Source organism: Pseudomonas sp. LAIL14HWK12:I7, assembly GCF_000483465.1.
GTDB lineage: Bacteria > Pseudomonadota > Gammaproteobacteria > Pseudomonadales > Pseudomonadaceae > Aquipseudomonas > Aquipseudomonas kermanshahensis.
In genome coordinates, this window is the sequence record NZ_AXYZ01000015.1 from 20,178 (window position 1) to 36,998 (window position 16,821).

The window sequence follows — 16,821 nt, forward strand, 5'->3', positions numbered from 1 at the left end:
AGCAACTTTCCGCCCCGTGTGCAAGTTTTTATAGTTGCGCGCGTTTGGTTGTGGGGGCTCGCAGGGCTACGCTGACCCCAGTTACTCTTAAGTGACAACTGCAACGCTTTCAGTCGACGCTGCAACGTTTTTCAGACCTCTCCTGGTGGGCTTGGTGATCATGCCCCCATCGGGGTATGTCTGCGTTTCACCGCCTTGGATATGCTGATCTGGCGCAGTCCCCAAGGATGAATGGCGACCTGTGCAACGGTAACACCTTATTAAGGCGCTGAGGCTTTGGATGCGCTGCAACGCTATCTTTTTGGTGTGCCACATACTATAAAAATATGAGTGCAGAGGGCGCCATGTATCAGCTTGATAAATTGAGGGTGACGGATTTACGCTGTTCGGTGATTGTTTCGGTTTTAATCACAGGTGCTGTGATTCCTCAGCTTGCTTGCGCCGATGTTGAGTTTAATGACGGTCCTCTGAGTGTAGAGGCTAGCCTGGAAGTGGGAGGGGCGGCACTGTCTACGAAAGGCGTTAACTTTGGCGCTGGTCAAATAGACTTTCGAGACGGCCGGAACCACGGAGACAGCGCTGACTGGTTTGAGGCGTTCGTGAAGCCGAAGCTTGAGGCTAAATACAAAGTCGATGATGATTTTGATGTGTATGCGGTGGGCTCAGTTATTTCAGCTTATACCGGTGGCGACGGAGATGCCGGTGGTTATACACGCTCAGGAGATGGCAGGACCAGTTGGGAGGATCTGTACGTAGGTGTGACTTATCGGGAATGGAGCCTGAGTGGTGGCAGGCAAAGTTATGTCGTTGGCAATGGCTTTATAATTGCTGACGGCCACTTGGGTATGCTCAGTGATGGCGCATATTGGGCAGATCCTCGTCGAGCATTCGAAGAGACCGTTATATTGAAGTATGCGGGCGATAATGGATTGTCCGGTCAGCTATTCACCGTTTCTGCAGATAAGTACCTGGGGCACCAAAGGCTTACGGGGTTGAATGTGGATTACGACTTCTCGTTGGGTCGGGCTGGGGCAACATACGTCAATGTAAGCAATGTCGATAACGATACCCAGGCCGTGGCGCCCAAAAACGGTATGAGTGTTTACGATCTCAGGCTGCTTTCCGCAAAAGTGCCTGGGTTGCCGGATCTGCTACTGGACGGCGAGTATGCGATCCAGCGTGGTAAGGGGGAGGGGATCGAGTTTGATAGTGATGCGTGGTATTTACAAGCGGCCTACAATTTTTCTCAACTACCTTTTACGCCTCAGCTTACGTATCGATACGCGAAGTTCTCCGGTGACAGCGACCCGTTAGATAAAAAGCGCAAAAGCTGGGATCCTTTGGCTAAAGGATACATGGACCGGGGGGCTTGGGTGATCGGCGATATCACAGGGAACTACTTGTTGAATAACAGCAACGAGGTGGTGAGTATGTGGAAAATTGCGGTTCCTGTGCAGTCGACGTTAAGCGTAGGGGCGGTATTCTATGATTTCGATCTGGATGAAGGGAATTATTACGGAACCCCTGTTGGCAGCAAGGACTTTGCCGATGAAACTGCGTTGTTCGCAGACTGGACGCCAGTGGTGAACACATATTTAACGTTGTCGTATAATTTTGTAAAGCCTCAGGCGGCAGCTAAAGAGGTTTTTGGTGGCAAAAACTTTTCGGCCTGGCAGTTTTACATGACCTATAAATTTTAAACCGCCTTCGTATCTGTCAGTATCGCTGTGGGGCCACGCTTGTTACCTACCTCCTGGACGCGTGTAGTAAGGGAACGTCCACAGAATCTGTACTCGGCAAAGGTAGGTGGGCATCACGAGCAGCAGCGCGGTAACGTGCATATTTGACGTTTGTGCTGAAGACTTGCCGTCAATTGAGGAAAGGAAGCTGAAATTCAGTTGATGGCATGTTTTTTGCTTTCGACAGCTTATCGTTTATATTGAAAGCCGGAAGCAATCATGAGGCTCAACAACCTTCTGTCGAATCCTGAGATCTTGCCGTGGCATGAACAGGTAGCAGATCTCTATGACCACAGTTCAGATCAAGACTTGCCAACCAGAATATCGGAGTGGCTTAAGGAGGTTGTGTGCCATGAGGCATTCATCTTGAAGCTCTATGATACTGGCTCGGAACTGCCGATTATAATCTCTCACGATATTCCACAGAGTCGTCACGAGGCCTATTTTGAAAGGTATTTGGCCGACGCCTACAGGTATGATCCGTTGTTGTTGCATCTTGGTATGCAAGGCGGCTCCAAGGTTGTGCAGATTAACTCGGAGACCTGTGCTCTGAAAGGGAGCGACTATTACAGCTCCTATTATAGAGGGTTGGCCTTGCGTGATGAGGTGGATTTCGTTGTTCCATTGACGGATGGGGCGTCCCTGGTGCTCTCAATTGGGCGCAAGGGGTCTGTTGCGTCCCGGGAAGAGATATACATGTTGGAAAATGTCTATGCGATTATCAAGGGTGTTCTTGGTAATTACTATAAGCACTCACTGGACAAAGGGCGGTCGGCTGTTGTTCGGCAGGGTACGGCTATAGGTGAGGTTGGCGCTACGCTGACAGCCAGGGAGCGTGAGATCGTTGATCTCATGATTTCAGGTCGGTGTACTAAAGACCTTGCCAGGTACTTGGGGATTAGTGTTCAGACGGTAAAGGTGCATCGCCGTAATATCTACTCAAAGCTTGGGATTAATACTGAGCTACAATTGTGCAGCCTTTTTCTTGCACGCTCTTCACCCGCACGAGGCACTGAGTTGCTTACCTTGAATTGAACGGTGCGAGGCAGCAGGGTGGCCCTTTCTCCGACCCTTGTGCCAACCTGAGGCAGGTGGCTGCCATCACTGTTGCTCCCTGCCTATAACCACCGATTTTGAGCCTTTCAAGCACTTTGTCCTGACTCTCCTACTCCTCGCCGTCTACCCCTATAGCGGCATTTTCAGGCTCACCTTCAACCCATAAGCTAATGAGACAGATCGATTACATCTCTAATAACAGATTTGACTCAAGAGGTAGGTTATGGGCACTGGGTTCGTTTGGCATGAATTGTTCATGTGGCATTCGACAGGCCGCCACGCGGGGATATATAAACCAGGGTTGACAATCCAGCCGGGTACGCCTTTCGAGGAAACTGAAACCAAACGGCGATTCAAAAATCTGTTGGACGTAAGCGGAATAACAGACGCGTTGTTCCCTATTCGGCCAAGAGCACTTGGGCGAGATGAATTGGAGAGGGTTCATACTCGGGCATATTTGGATCAACTCAAAGGGCTCAGTGATTCCGGAGGGGGGGCATTCAGTGCAAATACCCCTCTGGGTTCAGGAAGCTACGAAATTGCGGCAATGTCTGCAGGTGGTGTAGTAGAGGCCGTTGATGCCGTGTTGAGGGGGGATGTCAAAAATGCATACGCGCTGGTGCGTCCGCCTGGTCACCATGCTGTCGCCGACGCTGCGATGGGCTTCTGTTTATTAGCTAACGGGGCTCTTGCAGCACGCCATGCGATTACGAAGTTTGGCCTTGAGCGTGTGGCTATCGTTGATTGGGATGTACACCATGGTAATGGCGCGCAGGAGATTTTCTGGGAATCGCCAGAGGTGTTGACCCTGTCCATTCACCAGCAGGGTAACTATCCGAGTGAATTAGGTGGATACAAAGAAAGGGGGGAGGGTAAAGGGAGCGGGTACAATTTCAATATTCCGATGCTTCCTGGATCAGGTCACGGTGCCTATATGGAAGCCATGGATACGATCATTGTTCCGGCACTGATTGCATTTCGTCCTCAGCTTATCATTGTGTCGTGCGGCTTCGATGCAGGTGCTTACGATCCTTTGGGGCGCATGCTTCTCCACAGTGACAGCTTCCGTGAGTTGACCCGCCGTGTCATGGATGTTGCCGAGGCAGAGTGTCAAGGGAGGCTCGTGATGTGCCATGAGGGTGGTTATGAGCAAAATACTGTTCCCTATATGGGTTTGGCAGTGATTGAAACGCTCAGTGGGCGACTGACAGGGCTAGAGGATCCTAATCTCCAGGATATGAAAGGTCTTTTTGGTCAAGAGGTTCAGTCTTATCAGCTTGAGCACATCGCTGGAGTGAGAAGATTTTTGCTGCGCAATATTGTTGAGGTCTGTGGGGCTGATTGAGTTCTACACGTTGGTTTTTGCGGACAGAGTAAACTAGTCAAATAAAAATGGTGCTGCCATGCTGCAATCCGTCTTCGATACCGCTCGGTTATTTTCTCGAAAGTCGCTTTTAAATGTCATCGTGTTGATTGATGGTTTGATTATTCTAGCACCTCCGCTTCACTGGTATTTCGGTGATGGGGTGGCTGAGCACGCGCTTGGCTACTTTCTGGGGGCTAGCTTGTTTGTAGCCGTGTCCCTGCCGTTGATATCGGCATGCTCAAACCGTGAGGCACAATAAAATGCAAATGCTTATTGGCTACGGTGGGGTTTTCCTGTTTTTCTTGATAATTGTCTATGCGCTAGAGCGCAGCCATAAAGTTTCCGGTGCGGGAAATTTTAGTGACTATGCGACGGGGGGACGTTCTTTCGGGAGCTTCTATTCGACGATGGCCTTTGTGAATACCTGGCTTCCAGGCACGATTTTCATCTCTTTTGCGGGTTTTTCGGCATCATCGGGGATCATGGGGTTTTACTACGTTCCCTATTCGCTATTGGCAGTTGTCTTGATGTTTCTGCTCGCCAGGCCGGTGCATACGTGGGGTAAGGCATTTGACTTGAGAACACAGGCCGATTTGCTGGGGTTGCGCTACAACTCGAAGGCCGTACGTGTAGTGGCTGCTACAATCGGTATCATTGCCTCATTCCCTTGGATTGTTTTAGGGATGCAGTCTTTGACCTTGGTATTCACCCATTTGTCATTCGGTGCCGTGGGGGCAGGGACCGCAGTATTCATCGGTGTCGGACTGATTGCTGCTCGCCAAATTTGGACAATCAGATTTGGGGCACGAGGTGTCATCATCAGTGACATGGTGCAGGGGATTGCTGCCTACCTGGTGGGTACGATGATTGCGCTGGGCCTTCTTGTCTGGCTGGTCACAAATGGTCACGGCCTGGATGCGTCCAGCACTCGGCTTTTTACCATCCCAGGGCCTGGTAGCGATCTTGGGCCGCTCTACTTGTTTTCATTGATTTTAACAGGTGCACTGGGTGGTTGGTGTTGGCCAGACATTTTTGTTCGGCTCTTTGCCTCACGAAGTACAAATACCATCCAGCGCTCCGCGATGCAGGCGGCGCCAATACTGCTGATTTTCGGTACTTCCGTTACCTTGCTTGCCCTCTGTGCGTCTTCGTTGCCAGGTGTTCAGGAGGCTCCGGATGCGGTGTGGTTCATCGCTGCAAAAATTGGAGGCGTGCTGGTCGTCACGTTGGCCGGCATCTGTGTGGTTGCCGCGACAATGGGCAACGTAGGCGCGAATCTTCAAGCACTTGGTGCGCAAACTGCCAACGACATCGTAGGTGTAATCAGGCAGCACCGGGTTGAAAACAAGCGCGTTGGCCAGGTGGCGGTAGCGTTACTGACCCTTCTCGCGGCGGCCTTTGCAGTTGCCACCACTGAGTCGAGCCACCTTATTATCCTGGCGATGATTTCCTACCAGGGTATCGTTCAACTTGCGCCTACTGTGTTCCTGGGTATCTTCTGGAAGCGCGGGACAGCCCCTGCTGCAGTCTGCTCAATGATTACGGGCTTTATAGTCGCTGGCATGTTGCAGTGGTACTACCCAGTCTCAGTGCCGCTGTTAGAGGGGCTGACTTCTGGTGTGGTGGCCTTGGGCATTAACTTCGTCATGTACGTCAGCATTACCTTGCTGTTCCCTTCAAATACTGCTGAGCAGTTGAGAGTCGATGGGTTGTATAACATTATCAAGGGTTCCGGCGCTCCAGGGTCAGAGGGCGCGCCTATCACAGTATCCTGAGTGCAGCGCCAGGGGTGGCGCTGTTTACTTGATGGGTCATTCCGGCTATCAAAAACGCTCGGTGTCGTTCGAATAGTTTTTGGGGGTAAATCACGGTCGCTGGTTTTTTCATCACCTCCATGTTTAGTGCTCTGTACGCTTCTGCCCGAAACGCGGGCAGAAGCAGTTGAACACCTCATGGTTTTTACCAGGTGAGCTTTGGGTCAGCGGCGGCAGGCAGAGCCAATTAGCGACTTGGGTCTCAGGGGGTAGTCGCCCTCCGGAATACCCTTCAAAAAGTAGTTAAAAACCTGTCTGGGTCTTCAACGTTTCCCTCAAGATTACGGCGTGCCTTCTCGATGATCGTTGCATCTGAAATCGGGCGTGAGGCGCTGCCGCAGGGCATTGCAAGGGCGTGACGGATGCACACTCCAGCGTCATTCTCGATCTCCACAATCGCGCCTGGTTGGCGGTCAGGACCTCGGCATCGAATCTATCGGAGCCCACCATCCGCTGCGTGGTGCATCAGTTCCTCATCGAAACCGCTGATTCGGCCATACACCACAGCGGCACCGATGGCTTGGTGTTTTGCGACGCCGTACGCTTTATTGAAACTATCTGCACTGGGCGCAGTGAATGGATCAAGCGGTTGTTGACTTCGAAGCCTGCTATCAGTCCCGCCAAGAGAGCCGACTCGGTTACCTGCTTGGGATTCGCGTCCAACGCTGCGATAGCGGTGGCCATGAGCGTGGCGCCGGGGTGCCCCATGCCCTTCCCATCGTTTTCCACTCCGTCATCATGATCGAGTGCATTGATAATGAATGCATTGGCAAACGCAGCTGCGGTGAGGCTGAAGCTATCCGTTTCCCCAAACACGTTGGCGCTGCCCTGTCCACCCATTATCCTGGCGAGCCTTCTTGCTTGCTCACCAAGGTTGCTGCGTTGGAAACCAATCGGTACAGCTTGGCCGTCAACTTGGTGAAGCAAGGGCAGGGCGTCACGATCGTAGACGAGTTTGCACTTGTTGGCGTAGAACGTACGAACCTTGTCGCGATACCTTTCGAGCCTTCGCTACAGATCGCAGTGGTTGCATTTCAATGCCGAAAGCGGAAGCATCAGCCAGCCGCTAGAGTTGTGTACTCAGTCGCGGAGAAAGGTGCTAACCGCAGGCTGAATGTTGGCCCAGATGCACGCCGGATGGGTTCTCTTGTTTGACGCACGCATTTGCATCGAGACAGTCAAAGGTTTCGGTGTCACTGCGTTATGAATCGCCCTTGGTTTCCTAGACATCTCCAAGCCTCATAATGAGGCCCAAATAGGAGGTGCCATGAGTCGTCAGCGTTACCCTGAAGAATTCAAGATCGAAGCGGTCAAGCAAGTGACCGAGAAAGGCAAGCCTGTCGCCGATGTTGCCCAGCGCCCGGGCATGTCCGTTCACAACGTTCACAGCCTCTACGCTTGGATCAAGCTATACAGCAAACCCCAAGAACAGCGTCAGCAAGACGATGATCAGCAGGCTGAGCTGCGTAAGCTGCGCGCTGAACTCAAGCGCGTGACGGAAGAGTGAGACATCTTAAAGAAGGCCGCCGCGTACTTTGCCAAGGAGTGCGGCTGAAGTACGCCTTCATCAAGAAGCACTCGACGGATTACCCGGTGGGGCGCCTTTGCCATACCCTCAAGGTGCATCCCAGCGGCTACTACGCCTGGTTGGCCGAGCCTCAATCTGCCCGAGCAAAAGAAGATCATCGTCTGCTTGGCTTGATCAAACAGGCTTGGATCGAAAGCGGAGGCGTGTACGGCTACCGCAAAATTCATGATGACCTGCGTGAGCTGGGAGAACCCTGCGGGCGAAATCGAGTCGGTCGTTTGATGCAGACAGAGGGGTTGCGTTCTCAAACGGGCTATCGCCGTCGACCTTGTTTTTATGGCGGAAAACCAACCTGGCCTCGCCCAACCACCTTGCCCGGCAGTTCAAGGTCAGCGAGCCGAACAAGGTCTGGGTGACAGACATCATATACATTCGCACCTATGAAGGATGGCTGTATCTGGCGGTAGTGCTGGATCTGTTTTCTCGCCAAGTGATTGGTTGGTCAATGAAGCCGAGGATGTGCAGCGACCTTGCTATCGACGCGATGTTGATGGCCGTTTGGCGACGCAAGCCACAGCAGCAAGTGATGATTCACTCAGACCAAGGCCCAGTTCAGTAGCTCAGATTGGCAAAGCTTCCTTAAGGCCAACAATGTGGTCAGCAGCACGAGCCGACGGGGAAACTGCCACGACAATGCCATAGCCGAGAGCTTTTTCCAGCTTTTGAAGCGGGAGCGAATCCGACGAAAGATCTACGCAACGCGTGACGAAGCCCGGAGTGATATTTTCGATTACATCGAGATGTTTTATAATCCTAAATGCCGACACGGCAGTGCTATGCAGCTGTCGCCAGTAGAATACGAGAAACGCTATTTCCTGAGCTTGGAGAGTGTCTAGGAAATCAGGGGCGATTCAGAAGTCGTTGGAGCGCTATTTGGCGGACTTCGCTGCTTTCGAACTCAATTTTTATCTTATTGATTGTTATAACTTTATTTTTACCGGCTGGCTAAGTCGCGTGAGTTCGGATATCGAGTGCTCCGCCATGTTCACGATATTGAGTTGGCCCTTCCTGAAGAGGCAGTTGTTGTGATCATGACAAGAAGGAAGTGCAAGTAGGATCTGTACTTTTCCGACAACTATTCTGCTGCAGTATCTTTGGAATTTTTTCGAAGCCGATCGAGGTAGTCCGCCCAATGCTGCGCCGCTTCTCGTCGCTGCGGCAGCAACTGCGCGCGCGCATACACTGCGCCCAGAGCGCCTGGCATACGGTGAGACAGCGACAACTCCAGCACAATCGGATCGATGCCCAAATGCTCGTGAGCGATAGTGCGGTAGGTGGCGCGGAAACCGTGCGCAGTGATGCGGTATTCCGGCCAGATCCGCTGGTAGGCCTTGGCCAGGGATGTGGCGTCAACTGGATAGCCTGGGTAGACCGGCGAGACAAAGACCCAGCCATTGCCCGCTTCATCCACCATCCGCCGCTCATGTAGTTCACGCAACAGCACAAGGGCTTGCTCCGGCAGTGGCACGATATGTTTGCTCTTATCCAGATGGCGTGTTTTCCCAACTACATAGCGCCAGTCGGCGCTGACCAGGTCGATGTCTTCCCAACGCATTTTCACCAACTCACCCGGGCGAACCGGCAGCATGACCAGCAAGCGCATCGCGGTGCTCACGCTGCTCGGGCTGAGTTCATCCAGACGAAGCAGAAGCTGACCCAAATCGGCTGGTCGTTCGATCGCTGGATTACTGGTTACCACATGGCGAACCTTGAGCTCTTCGGTGTTGCTCAGGGCCACGTTACGCTCCACCCAGCCACGTCCCTCAGCGAAACCGAGCACGGCACGGATGATGGTACGCACGCGCTTGGCCATGGCCAGTGTGCGTGCTCGGCGCAGGGTAGCGATGATCTCGATGATGTGGTCCAGTTTGATCTCGTTGACGGGAATATTGCCGATCGTGGGCAGGATGTGATTGTTCAAAGCGCCGCGAAAGCCCGCGAGGGATTTGCTTACGAGGTCGTGCGACTTGAAGGCCAGCCACTGTTCGGCGACGTAACTGAATGTGCGTTCCTCATTAAGTAGCTGATCGGCGATTTTCTTGCGTTTGGCCTTCAGCGGGGCGACGTGATGAGCTACGTTCTGGCGCGCGGCTCGAGCCAAGTCGCGCGCGTCTTTCAAGCCAATGTCGGGATAACGGCCGATCGCGTACACGTTCTCCTTGCCGTGCAGGCGATACCTCATCCGCCAGTATTTGCGGCAGGCTTGTTCGACTTCTGCGAGGCCTGAACATGCAGGTAAAGACCGGGTACCTCGCCGTCGGCGTACTTGCCGGGTTCAGCAATGGCACGCAAGAAGGCATCGCTGAGTTTAGGCCGCAATGCAGGCGTGGGAAGGGTCGTCGTCATGTGCGGGTACTTTTTTTCGAAACGGAAAAAGTACCCCAAAATATACCCACAGGCGTGTTGGAAATGAGCGGAATGCGACGGACGGCCTTGGACGTAAAATCAGATTAAGAGCCTGATTTTATTGGTATTTGCGGATCTCGATGGAAGTCAGTCACAAGCTATCGGGATCCCCAAAAAACATCTGAATCCGCGACCGCAACCAGCGCTCCGCCGGATCATTATCCTGCGCCCCCCGCCACGCCATGTGCAGCTCGAAACTGCGCACCTCGATCGGCAGGTCCTCAGCCCGCAACCCCCCGGCAGCCGTCAACGCATCCGCCGTGTAATCCGGCACCGTGGCAACAATGTCGGTACCCGCCAGCAAACTCCCCAGCCCATTGAACTGCGGTACCGCGAGCACCACATGGCGCTTGCGGCCTATCTCGTCCAGGGCTTCGTCGATGAAACCGGACAGGTCACCGGCAAACGACACCAGGGCGTGCGGCCGGGCGCAGAAGTCGTCCAGGGTGATGCTGCCGGGCACACTGTCGGCGCGCAGCAGTTTTGGCTTGCTGCGGCGCAGCACCTTGCGCTTGGCATTGGCTGGCAGGTCGCTGGTGTAACTGACGCCCACCGAGATCTCCCCCGAGGCCAGCAGCGTTGGCATCAGCAGGTAGTTGACCCGGCGTACCACCAGCACGATACCCGGTGCTTCGGCACGGATGCGTTTGAGCAGTTGCGGCAGCAAGGCGAATTCGGCGTCGTCCGACAGGCCGATGCGGAACACAGCATTACTGGTGGCGGGGTCGAACTCGGCCGCGCGGCTGACGGCGGTAGAGATCGAGTCCAGCGCCGGGGAGAGCAGGGCGAAGATTTCATGCGCCCGCGCCGAGGGCTCCATGCTGCGGCCGGTGCGCACGAACAGGGGGTCGTCGAACAGGTTGCGCAGGCGCGACAGGGCCGCGCTGATGGCGGGCTGGCCGAGGAACAGTTTCTCGGCAGCACGGGTCACGCTACGCTCGTGCATCAGCGTTTCGAACACGATCAGCAGGTTGAGGTCTACACGACGCAGGTCGTTTCGATTCATCGGTGCGCTTCGCCTAAAGTGGGGCAGGGGTGAATCTTAAGGCCAAAGGCTGTTACCCTGCACCGATTTCCGGGGGCCAATTCAGATGAATGTCAGGTGCCCAATCGATGACAAGCATGTCGACTATTAATGACCACTGATGGTCTAACGGCCAAAGCCCGGATAAAGTCCGTGGTAATAGAGGTTCACAAGGCGAGGTATGCGATGTCCCGCATGATCCGTTTCCACAAGTTCGGTGCAGCCGATGTGCTCCGTTGCGAAGAGCAGGCCGAACCGTCGCCTGCCGCCGACGAGGTGCAGGTCCGCGTCGAGGCGATCGGCGTCAGCTGGTATGACGTGCTCTGGCGTCAGAACCTGGCACCGTCCCAAGCCCGCCTGCCGGCGGGGATCGGCCATGAGATGGCGGGTGTGGTGACAGCTGTCGGTGAAGGGGTCGAGGATATTGCGGTGGGTGACCGGGTCGCCAGCTTCCCGGCCACCAGCGCCAATGATCACCCGGTCTATGGCGACGTGATCGTGCTGCCACGTACAGCGATCACCCGCTACCCGGCTATTCTCACGCCGATCGAGGCCAGTGTGCATTACACGCCGCTGCTGATTGCCTACTTCGCGTATGTCGACCTGGCCCGCGCCAAGGCAGGGCAAACCGCGTTGGTGACCGATGCCAGCCACTGCGCCGGGCCTGCGTTCGTGCAACTGGGCAAGGCGCTGGGGCTGAAGGTGTTTGCGGCCACCAAGGAGCCTGAACAGCGCGACTACCTGTTGGGCCTGGGGGCGGACAAGGTGATTGTCACCGAGGAGCAGGACCTGCTGCTGCAGGTTGGCAAATACACCGACGGGCGTGGCGTGGACATGGTCCTCGATGGCATGGGTGGGCCGCAGATGTCGCTGCTCGGCGATGTGCTCGCGCCCCGTGGCAGCCTGGTGCTGTACGGCCTGCAAGGCGGCAACCAGACGCCGTTTCCGGCCTGTGCGGCGTTTCAGAAGAACATCCAGTTCTATGTGCACTGTATCGGCAACTTTACCGGCAAGCCGGAGCTGGGCATCAGCCAGGACCAGGTCGCGCTGCAGCGGGCGCTGCGGGATATCAACCAGTTCACCGCCGATCAGTTGCTGACCCCGCAGATCATCAAGGTGTATCCCTTCGATCAGGTGGTCGAGGCGCATCGGTACATGGATGAATGCCCGTGTGGCGGGCGGGTGGTACTGGATATGGCACAGCCTTCCTGAGGGGACGTTGAAGACCACAAGAACCCGGGCAACGTCCCGGGTTTTTTGTGCGTTGGTGGGTGCAATGCCCAAATGCTATATCCATAAAAAATCAGACGCATCCTACAATTAAAAAGTACGGAGACTACATATTTTAAGCCTTTGCTTTTTATTGTCGTAATATCTTGGAAGGAAATTCAAGTTGAATACTTGTGGTCCCCGGATCATTGTGTATTCCCGTGCTTGCTGAATGGTTTTTTTACGCTGATCTGTATCTTCTATTCGATATCCAACGCTCGATAATGGCCCAGTGATAGTTTGCGCAAGGAGCGTGGAATGAGCATGGCTATGCCCGAGTTAGGGCAGCGTATGGCAGCGGCCGGTCATCGGTGCGGCGCATTTTTTTCGATGGCTTGGCGACAGAGCAGGTCACGTCATTATTTCCCGTAGTTTGTAGGAAATTTCTTCAGGAAGGACGCATTGCACTGTTTGCAGTTGCCAGTGTGATGGATACATGAAGTTGATGAGGTGATTACGTGGGCGCTATACACGATCAGGCGATGCACTATATCTACCAGCAAGTGCTCGAGCGCTTGTTGAGCCATATGTCCCAGGCGCAACGTGCCTCCTTGCAGTTGCTGATTCAGCGATTGCTGGTGGCTGCCGGTGGGCCCGAATACATTGGCACGTTCCGTTTGCTGGTGTTGCAAGGGGCTGACCGGCGCAGTGCCCACCTGTTGGCCACCTTGCGTGCCGCCCAGTTGAGTATCGCCTTGCGTGCCCCTGTGACGTTTCAGTTGCGGGTACTGGTGGTCAACCTGCCTGCTGCCGGCAATACCGTGCTGGAAAACCATGAACGCAGCTTCAATGCCTTGTTCATGCAGGATGACCCGCGGGTGCAACTGCAGATGACCGAAGGCTGTGAAGTCGTGCCTTTCAGCCGGCGGCTATCGGCTACGCCGGAGCGCTGGGCACTGGCGCGCAATGCCATGCTGATGTTCGGCCACGGGGTCGATGCCAGGCCCGAAGCCCTGCTGGGCAGCCGGCTGCACCTGGAGCTGGCGGGCGCAGTGGGCCTTGCGCTGCAGGCGCAGCCGCGGGCCGATGTGCTGATTACTGCCGTACCTGCACGCCAGCGCCGCCGCTACCTGGCCTGGGCGCGGCGGAGCCTGCGCCTTGCAGGGGAGCGTGGCCCCCACGTCGTGCACCAGTGCCTGTCGGCATTGGCCAACGGGCTGGGCAGGTTACATGGGGTTGCCGGCTCACCCCTGGAGCGCGTGGATGCTTCAAGCAGCATGGCGACCGAGGAGGCGCCCTTGCGCGTGATCGCCATCGACGACCTGCTGCCACACCTGCTTGAGGACGAGCAGTTCGATCACATGCTGGGCTGCTGCTTCGATGCGGCTCAGGACGCCTGGCCCTTGGCGGCCTTTGTCGATTCGCGGGCCGTGGCGCAACTGCACGATTTGCGTGCGCGCAGCCTCGAGCCGCTGGTCCATCGGCCGGCACTACGCTTGGCAAGCCCCAGCAGCGACGGCGGGCAGCGCGAGCCAACCTCTGCGCACCTGGGCAAACCCTACGGCATCAGCCAGACCCAACTGGTGTGCCTGTTGTTCAGCCCTTTCGCCCGGCAGGGAAAAGGCCTTGAGCGTTTTCTAAGGTGCCGTCATCCCGACATGCTGGTGGCGTTGCCCTACCTGCACCGGGCCTTGCAGGGTAAGCCGTGCCCCGAGGCGGTGAAGGACTGGCTGGTGAACACCAGCGGCCTGGCGCTGGTACCGTTGCGGGCGATCTATGAGGGGGGCTTGCAACCGACGTCCAGGCGCTTGATGGCCAACCTGGCTCGCCGCGATGTGCACCTGAAGTGGCTGCCGCGCCCGCCCGCTGCAGGAAGGCCCGCCTTTGAGGGCTTGCCCTGATGGGCCGATCGGTACCCGGCGATTACGCCTATCGGAAGGTGTACCGCTACCTTGAAGCGCTGATCGATGAGGCACAAGGCCGTGAGCCATGGCGCTTGCCGTCGTTACGCACGCTTTCGCGGCGCTTGCGCGTATCGCTGGCCACTGTGCAGAGCGCCTACAGCTTGCTGGAGGATGAGGGCCGTGTGCATTGCGTGCCGCGGTCCGGTTACTTCGTGCGCGCCCACGCTGGCGGCTCGCCGGTGCAAGCAGTGGCTGGGCCATGGCATGTGCCCGCTCACTCGATGCTAGAGCGGTCGCTGTTTACCCATGAGCGGCGCCTGGCACGTCAGCGTGCGCGTGGCACCGCCCCGGTGGAAGAGGTCGGCGGTGCCCGGCTGCGCAATGCGTTGGCCGAGCGCTATACCCGTTCCTCCAGCCATTACTGGCGTGCCGAGGAGGTGCACCTTGCCCCTGACGTGCAGGCATTGGTGGAAATGCTGCTGGCAGCGTTGGCCTTGCGCGGCGCCACCGTGCTGGTGCAATCGCCGTGCTGCTGGCCGGTGCTGCGCGCCTTGCAGCGCTGCGGCATGCGCGTGCTGGAGGTACCGTTGAGCAACAGCGGCACCGCGGATTTGCAGGCGCTGGCACGGCTGCTCAGTGCTGAGCCGGTGGGCATGCTGATCATGCCATCGTGCCTCAGCCTGCCCCAGGGCAGGCTGATGTCGCAGCACGACCAGCAGCAGATTGGCCAACTGCTTGGCGACCACCCGGTGTGGTTGCTGGAAAACGACCTGGACAGCGAACTGTGTTACAGCGGGCCACCGAATGCGCGCCTGCGCGACTGGGTCGACCCGCGCTGGCTGTTGGTGATGGGGTCGTTCGAGGCCGCAGTGGGGGGCGAAGCGCCTTACGCCTATGTGATGGGGCGTCATGCCGGCTTGGCCGAGGCGTTCGCCCAGCGTGCGTTTCAGCTGGCGCCGTTGCGGTTGCAGGCACTTGCTCATCTGCTTGGCAAAGGTGAAATCGAGATCCAGTTGGGGCGGCTGCGGGCAGAACTGCAACGGCGCATGGCGTGCTTTAGCCGGCAGCTCAAGCTTGAGCTGGGCGAACACGTGACCTTCGACATGCCTGAGGGCGGCTGGACCCTGTGGTTGCGCTCCCGCTGGCCGCTGCGACTGGATGACGTGGTAGCGGCGTTGTCAGGCAGCGCCCTGCGCGTGGTCCCAGGCGGGCAGCACAGCGCGGAGGTGCGTCATCAGCAATACCTGGCACTGACCTGGGTGGGCGAGGATCCAAATGCGTTGCAGCAGGCCCTGGAGAAACTGGCTCAAGCGCTGGAACTGCGCTGCGGCCGGCCAATAGGGCAGGGCGGCTCGCAGCACTTGAAATGAGGGCGAGCTACTGCTTCTGCCCCTGACGCAAACGGGTGCTGATCAGTGCAGCCACCACCAGCATCGCAGCAATGATCCACAAGCCGTTGCGGGTACTGCCGGTGGCCTGTTCGATCAGGCCCATCACCGACGGCCCGACAAACCCACCAAACAGGCCGCAGGTGGTGACGAACGCCAGGCCCGCCGCCAGTGCGCTACCGCTCAGGCGGCTGGACGGGAAGACGAAGATGATCGACTGCACCACGAACAGCATCAAGGCGGTCAACGAAAAGCCGATCAGCCCAATGAAGGAGTTGGACAGCGAAGCAAGCAGCAACCCGGCGGACATGGTCAGCAGACCAAAGAACAGTAGGGTACGGCAACGGCTGGGCGAGGTCGCCAGGCGCGGGAATGTGGCGGCGCCGATGGCAGCGGCGATCCAGGGTACCGAGGTCAGCAACCCGACCTGGAAGGGCGACAGCGCGGCATAGGTGCCGATGATGCCTGGCAAGAAGAAGATCACGGTGTAGATGGTGATCTGGTGCACAAAATACACCGCAATCGCCAACCAGATCTGCTTGTCGCGAAACATTTGCCCCAGCTTGCTCTGTTCCGGCGCTGCAGCCCGTTCGGCACTCAGGCGACGCTCGATGTCCTGGGCATCGGCAGCGGACAGCCAAGGTGCCGACGCTGGGCCATCGGGCAGCTTCTTCCACACCACATAGGCCAGCGCCACTGCAGGCAGGCCTTCAAGCACGAACAGCCATTGCCAGCCGTGCCAGCCCAGCACGCCGTCCATTTCCAGCAGCGCGCCGCCCAGCGGCCCACTGAGGATGTTGGCCAGGCACACACCCAACAGGAAGTAGCCGGTGGCGCGCGCACGCTGTTCGCGGTCGAACCAGTACGTCAGGTACAGCATGACGCCGGGGAACAGGCCGGCCTCAGCCACCCCGAGCAGCAGGCGCATGATGTAGAACGAGGTTTCCCCCTGGACAAACGCCATGCCCGCTGACAGCAGGCCCCAGGTGATCATGATGCGGGTGATCCAAAAGCGTGCGCCCACCCGGTGCATGATCAGGTTGCTCGGCACTTCGGCCAGGGCATAGGTGAGGAAAAACAGGCCGGCACCCAGGCCGTAGGCCGCCGCCGACAGGCCCAGGTCGATGCCCATGCTGGCCTTGGCCAAGGCGATGTTGGTGCGGTCGAGGAAGCTCATCACGTAGACGACGATAAGCAGTGGCATCAATTTGCGCAGCAACAGGCCGTTAAGGCGCTGTTCGGTAGCGACGGCAGGCGCGGTGGCCGCTGTCGTGCCGGTGAGGATTGTCATTGTTTTTTTCCCCGTGATAAGTGCTGGTGGTGTGCT

The 16,821-nt window shown here is 56.9% G+C and carries 12 protein-coding genes and 2 pseudogenes; 10 read left to right on the forward strand and 4 right to left on the reverse strand.

All coding sequences use genetic code 11. From position 1 onward, the window contains the following. Positions 1 to 344 precede the first annotated feature (344 nt). The 5 genes from D886_RS0115190 to D886_RS0115205 all read left to right on the forward strand — a co-directional run bounded on the left by D886_RS0115190 (position 345) and on the right by D886_RS0115205 (position 5,936). Complete coding sequence (locus D886_RS0115190; protein ID WP_050580760.1) at positions 345 to 1,700, forward strand: alginate export family protein; 1,356 nt, start codon at positions 345 to 347, stop codon at positions 1,698 to 1,700. Between the two features lie 258 nt (positions 1,701 to 1,958). Beyond that, entirely contained in the window at positions 1,959 to 2,774 is an 816-nt protein-coding gene (locus D886_RS0115195) for a LuxR C-terminal-related transcriptional regulator (RefSeq protein WP_027594736.1), read from the forward strand. Between the two features lie 277 nt (positions 2,775 to 3,051). After that, complete coding sequence (locus D886_RS0115200) at positions 3,052 to 4,140, forward strand: class II histone deacetylase (RefSeq protein ID WP_155951430.1); 1,089 nt, start codon at positions 3,052 to 3,054, stop codon at positions 4,138 to 4,140. Positions 4,141 to 4,198: 58 nt separating this feature from the next. After that, on the forward strand, positions 4,199 to 4,420 hold the full coding sequence (locus D886_RS27020; protein ID WP_033693166.1) for a hypothetical protein: 222 nt from the start codon (positions 4,199 to 4,201) through the stop codon (positions 4,418 to 4,420). Position 4,421: 1 nt separating this feature from the next. Further along, positions 4,422 to 5,936: a sodium:solute symporter gene (locus tag D886_RS0115205; RefSeq protein WP_027594738.1), complete on the forward strand. Its 1,515-nt coding sequence runs from the start codon at positions 4,422 to 4,424 to the stop codon at positions 5,934 to 5,936. Between the two features lie 504 nt (positions 5,937 to 6,440). Here the strand turns inward: D886_RS0115205 and D886_RS0115210 are convergent. Continuing rightward, a complete protein-coding gene (locus D886_RS0115210) occupies positions 6,441 to 6,902 on the reverse strand; it encodes an MmgE/PrpD family protein (RefSeq protein WP_256215110.1) in 462 nt (153 codons plus the stop codon). Here D886_RS0115210 and D886_RS28865 point away from each other — a divergent pair. Next, positions 6,894 to 7,130, forward strand: coding sequence for a hypothetical protein (locus D886_RS28865; RefSeq protein WP_371097963.1), 237 nt, complete (start codon positions 6,894 to 6,896; stop codon positions 7,128 to 7,130). The genes D886_RS0115210 and D886_RS28865 overlap by 9 nt on opposite strands. Positions 7,131 to 7,242: 112 nt before the next feature. Continuing rightward, positions 7,243 to 8,399 (forward strand): annotated as a pseudogene (locus D886_RS27030) (IS3 family transposase). 239 nt (positions 8,400 to 8,638) lie between these two features. On the opposite strand, the pseudogene D886_RS27035 reads toward D886_RS27030, so the two are convergent. Both D886_RS27035 and D886_RS0115240 read right to left on the reverse strand, forming a co-directional pair. Then, a pseudogene (locus tag D886_RS27035) lies at positions 8,639 to 9,909 on the reverse strand (tyrosine-type recombinase/integrase). 151 nt (positions 9,910 to 10,060) lie between these two features. Then, positions 10,061 to 10,975 carry a LysR family transcriptional regulator gene (locus D886_RS0115240; RefSeq protein ID WP_027594743.1) on the reverse strand — a complete coding sequence of 305 codons (915 nt, stop codon included), beginning with the start codon at positions 10,973 to 10,975 and terminating at the stop codon, positions 10,061 to 10,063. A 204-nt stretch (positions 10,976 to 11,179) separates the two neighbouring features. On the opposite strand from D886_RS0115240, the gene D886_RS0115245 reads away from it, so the two are divergent. From D886_RS0115245 to D886_RS0115255, 3 genes are all read left to right on the forward strand, one after another. Continuing rightward, the gene (locus D886_RS0115245) at positions 11,180 to 12,205 is read left to right on the forward strand and encodes a zinc-dependent alcohol dehydrogenase family protein (RefSeq protein ID WP_027594744.1); all 1,026 of its coding nucleotides are present in this window, start codon (positions 11,180 to 11,182) and stop codon (positions 12,203 to 12,205) included. Positions 12,206 to 12,720: 515 nt separating this feature from the next. Then, on the forward strand, positions 12,721 to 14,103 hold the full coding sequence (locus tag D886_RS0115250; protein WP_027594745.1) for a hypothetical protein: 1,383 nt from the start codon (positions 12,721 to 12,723) through the stop codon (positions 14,101 to 14,103). After that, positions 14,103 to 15,476, forward strand: coding sequence for a GntR family transcriptional regulator (locus D886_RS0115255; RefSeq protein ID WP_027594746.1), 1,374 nt, complete (start codon positions 14,103 to 14,105; stop codon positions 15,474 to 15,476). The genes D886_RS0115250 and D886_RS0115255 overlap by 1 nt, the downstream gene beginning before the upstream one ends. 7 nt (positions 15,477 to 15,483) lie before the next feature. On the opposite strand, the gene D886_RS0115260 is transcribed toward D886_RS0115255, so the two are convergent. Continuing rightward, positions 15,484 to 16,785 carry an MFS transporter gene (locus D886_RS0115260; protein WP_027594747.1) on the reverse strand — a complete coding sequence of 434 codons (1,302 nt, stop codon included), beginning with the start codon at positions 16,783 to 16,785 and terminating at the stop codon, positions 15,484 to 15,486. Positions 16,786 to 16,821: the final 36 nt, after the last annotated feature.

Coding starts and splice junctions, on each gene's coding strand:
- D886_RS0115190 (WP_050580760.1), top strand. CDS start 345: ATGTATCAGCTTGATAAATTGAGGGTGACGGATTTACGCTGTTCGGTG.
- D886_RS0115195 (WP_027594736.1), top strand. CDS start 1,959: ATGAGGCTCAACAACCTTCTGTCGAATCCTGAGATCTTGCCGTGGCAT.
- D886_RS0115200 (WP_155951430.1), top strand. CDS start 3,052: ATGTGGCATTCGACAGGCCGCCACGCGGGGATATATAAACCAGGGTTG.
- D886_RS27020 (WP_033693166.1), top strand. CDS start 4,199: ATGCTGCAATCCGTCTTCGATACCGCTCGGTTATTTTCTCGAAAGTCG.
- D886_RS0115205 (WP_027594738.1), top strand. CDS start 4,422: ATGCAAATGCTTATTGGCTACGGTGGGGTTTTCCTGTTTTTCTTGATA.
- D886_RS0115240 (WP_027594743.1), bottom strand. CDS start 10,975: ATGAATCGAAACGACCTGCGTCGTGTAGACCTCAACCTGCTGATCGTG.
- D886_RS0115245 (WP_027594744.1), top strand. CDS start 11,180: ATGTCCCGCATGATCCGTTTCCACAAGTTCGGTGCAGCCGATGTGCTC.
- D886_RS0115255 (WP_027594746.1), top strand. CDS start 14,103: ATGGGCCGATCGGTACCCGGCGATTACGCCTATCGGAAGGTGTACCGC.
- D886_RS0115260 (WP_027594747.1), bottom strand. CDS start 16,785: ATGACAATCCTCACCGGCACGACAGCGGCCACCGCGCCTGCCGTCGCT.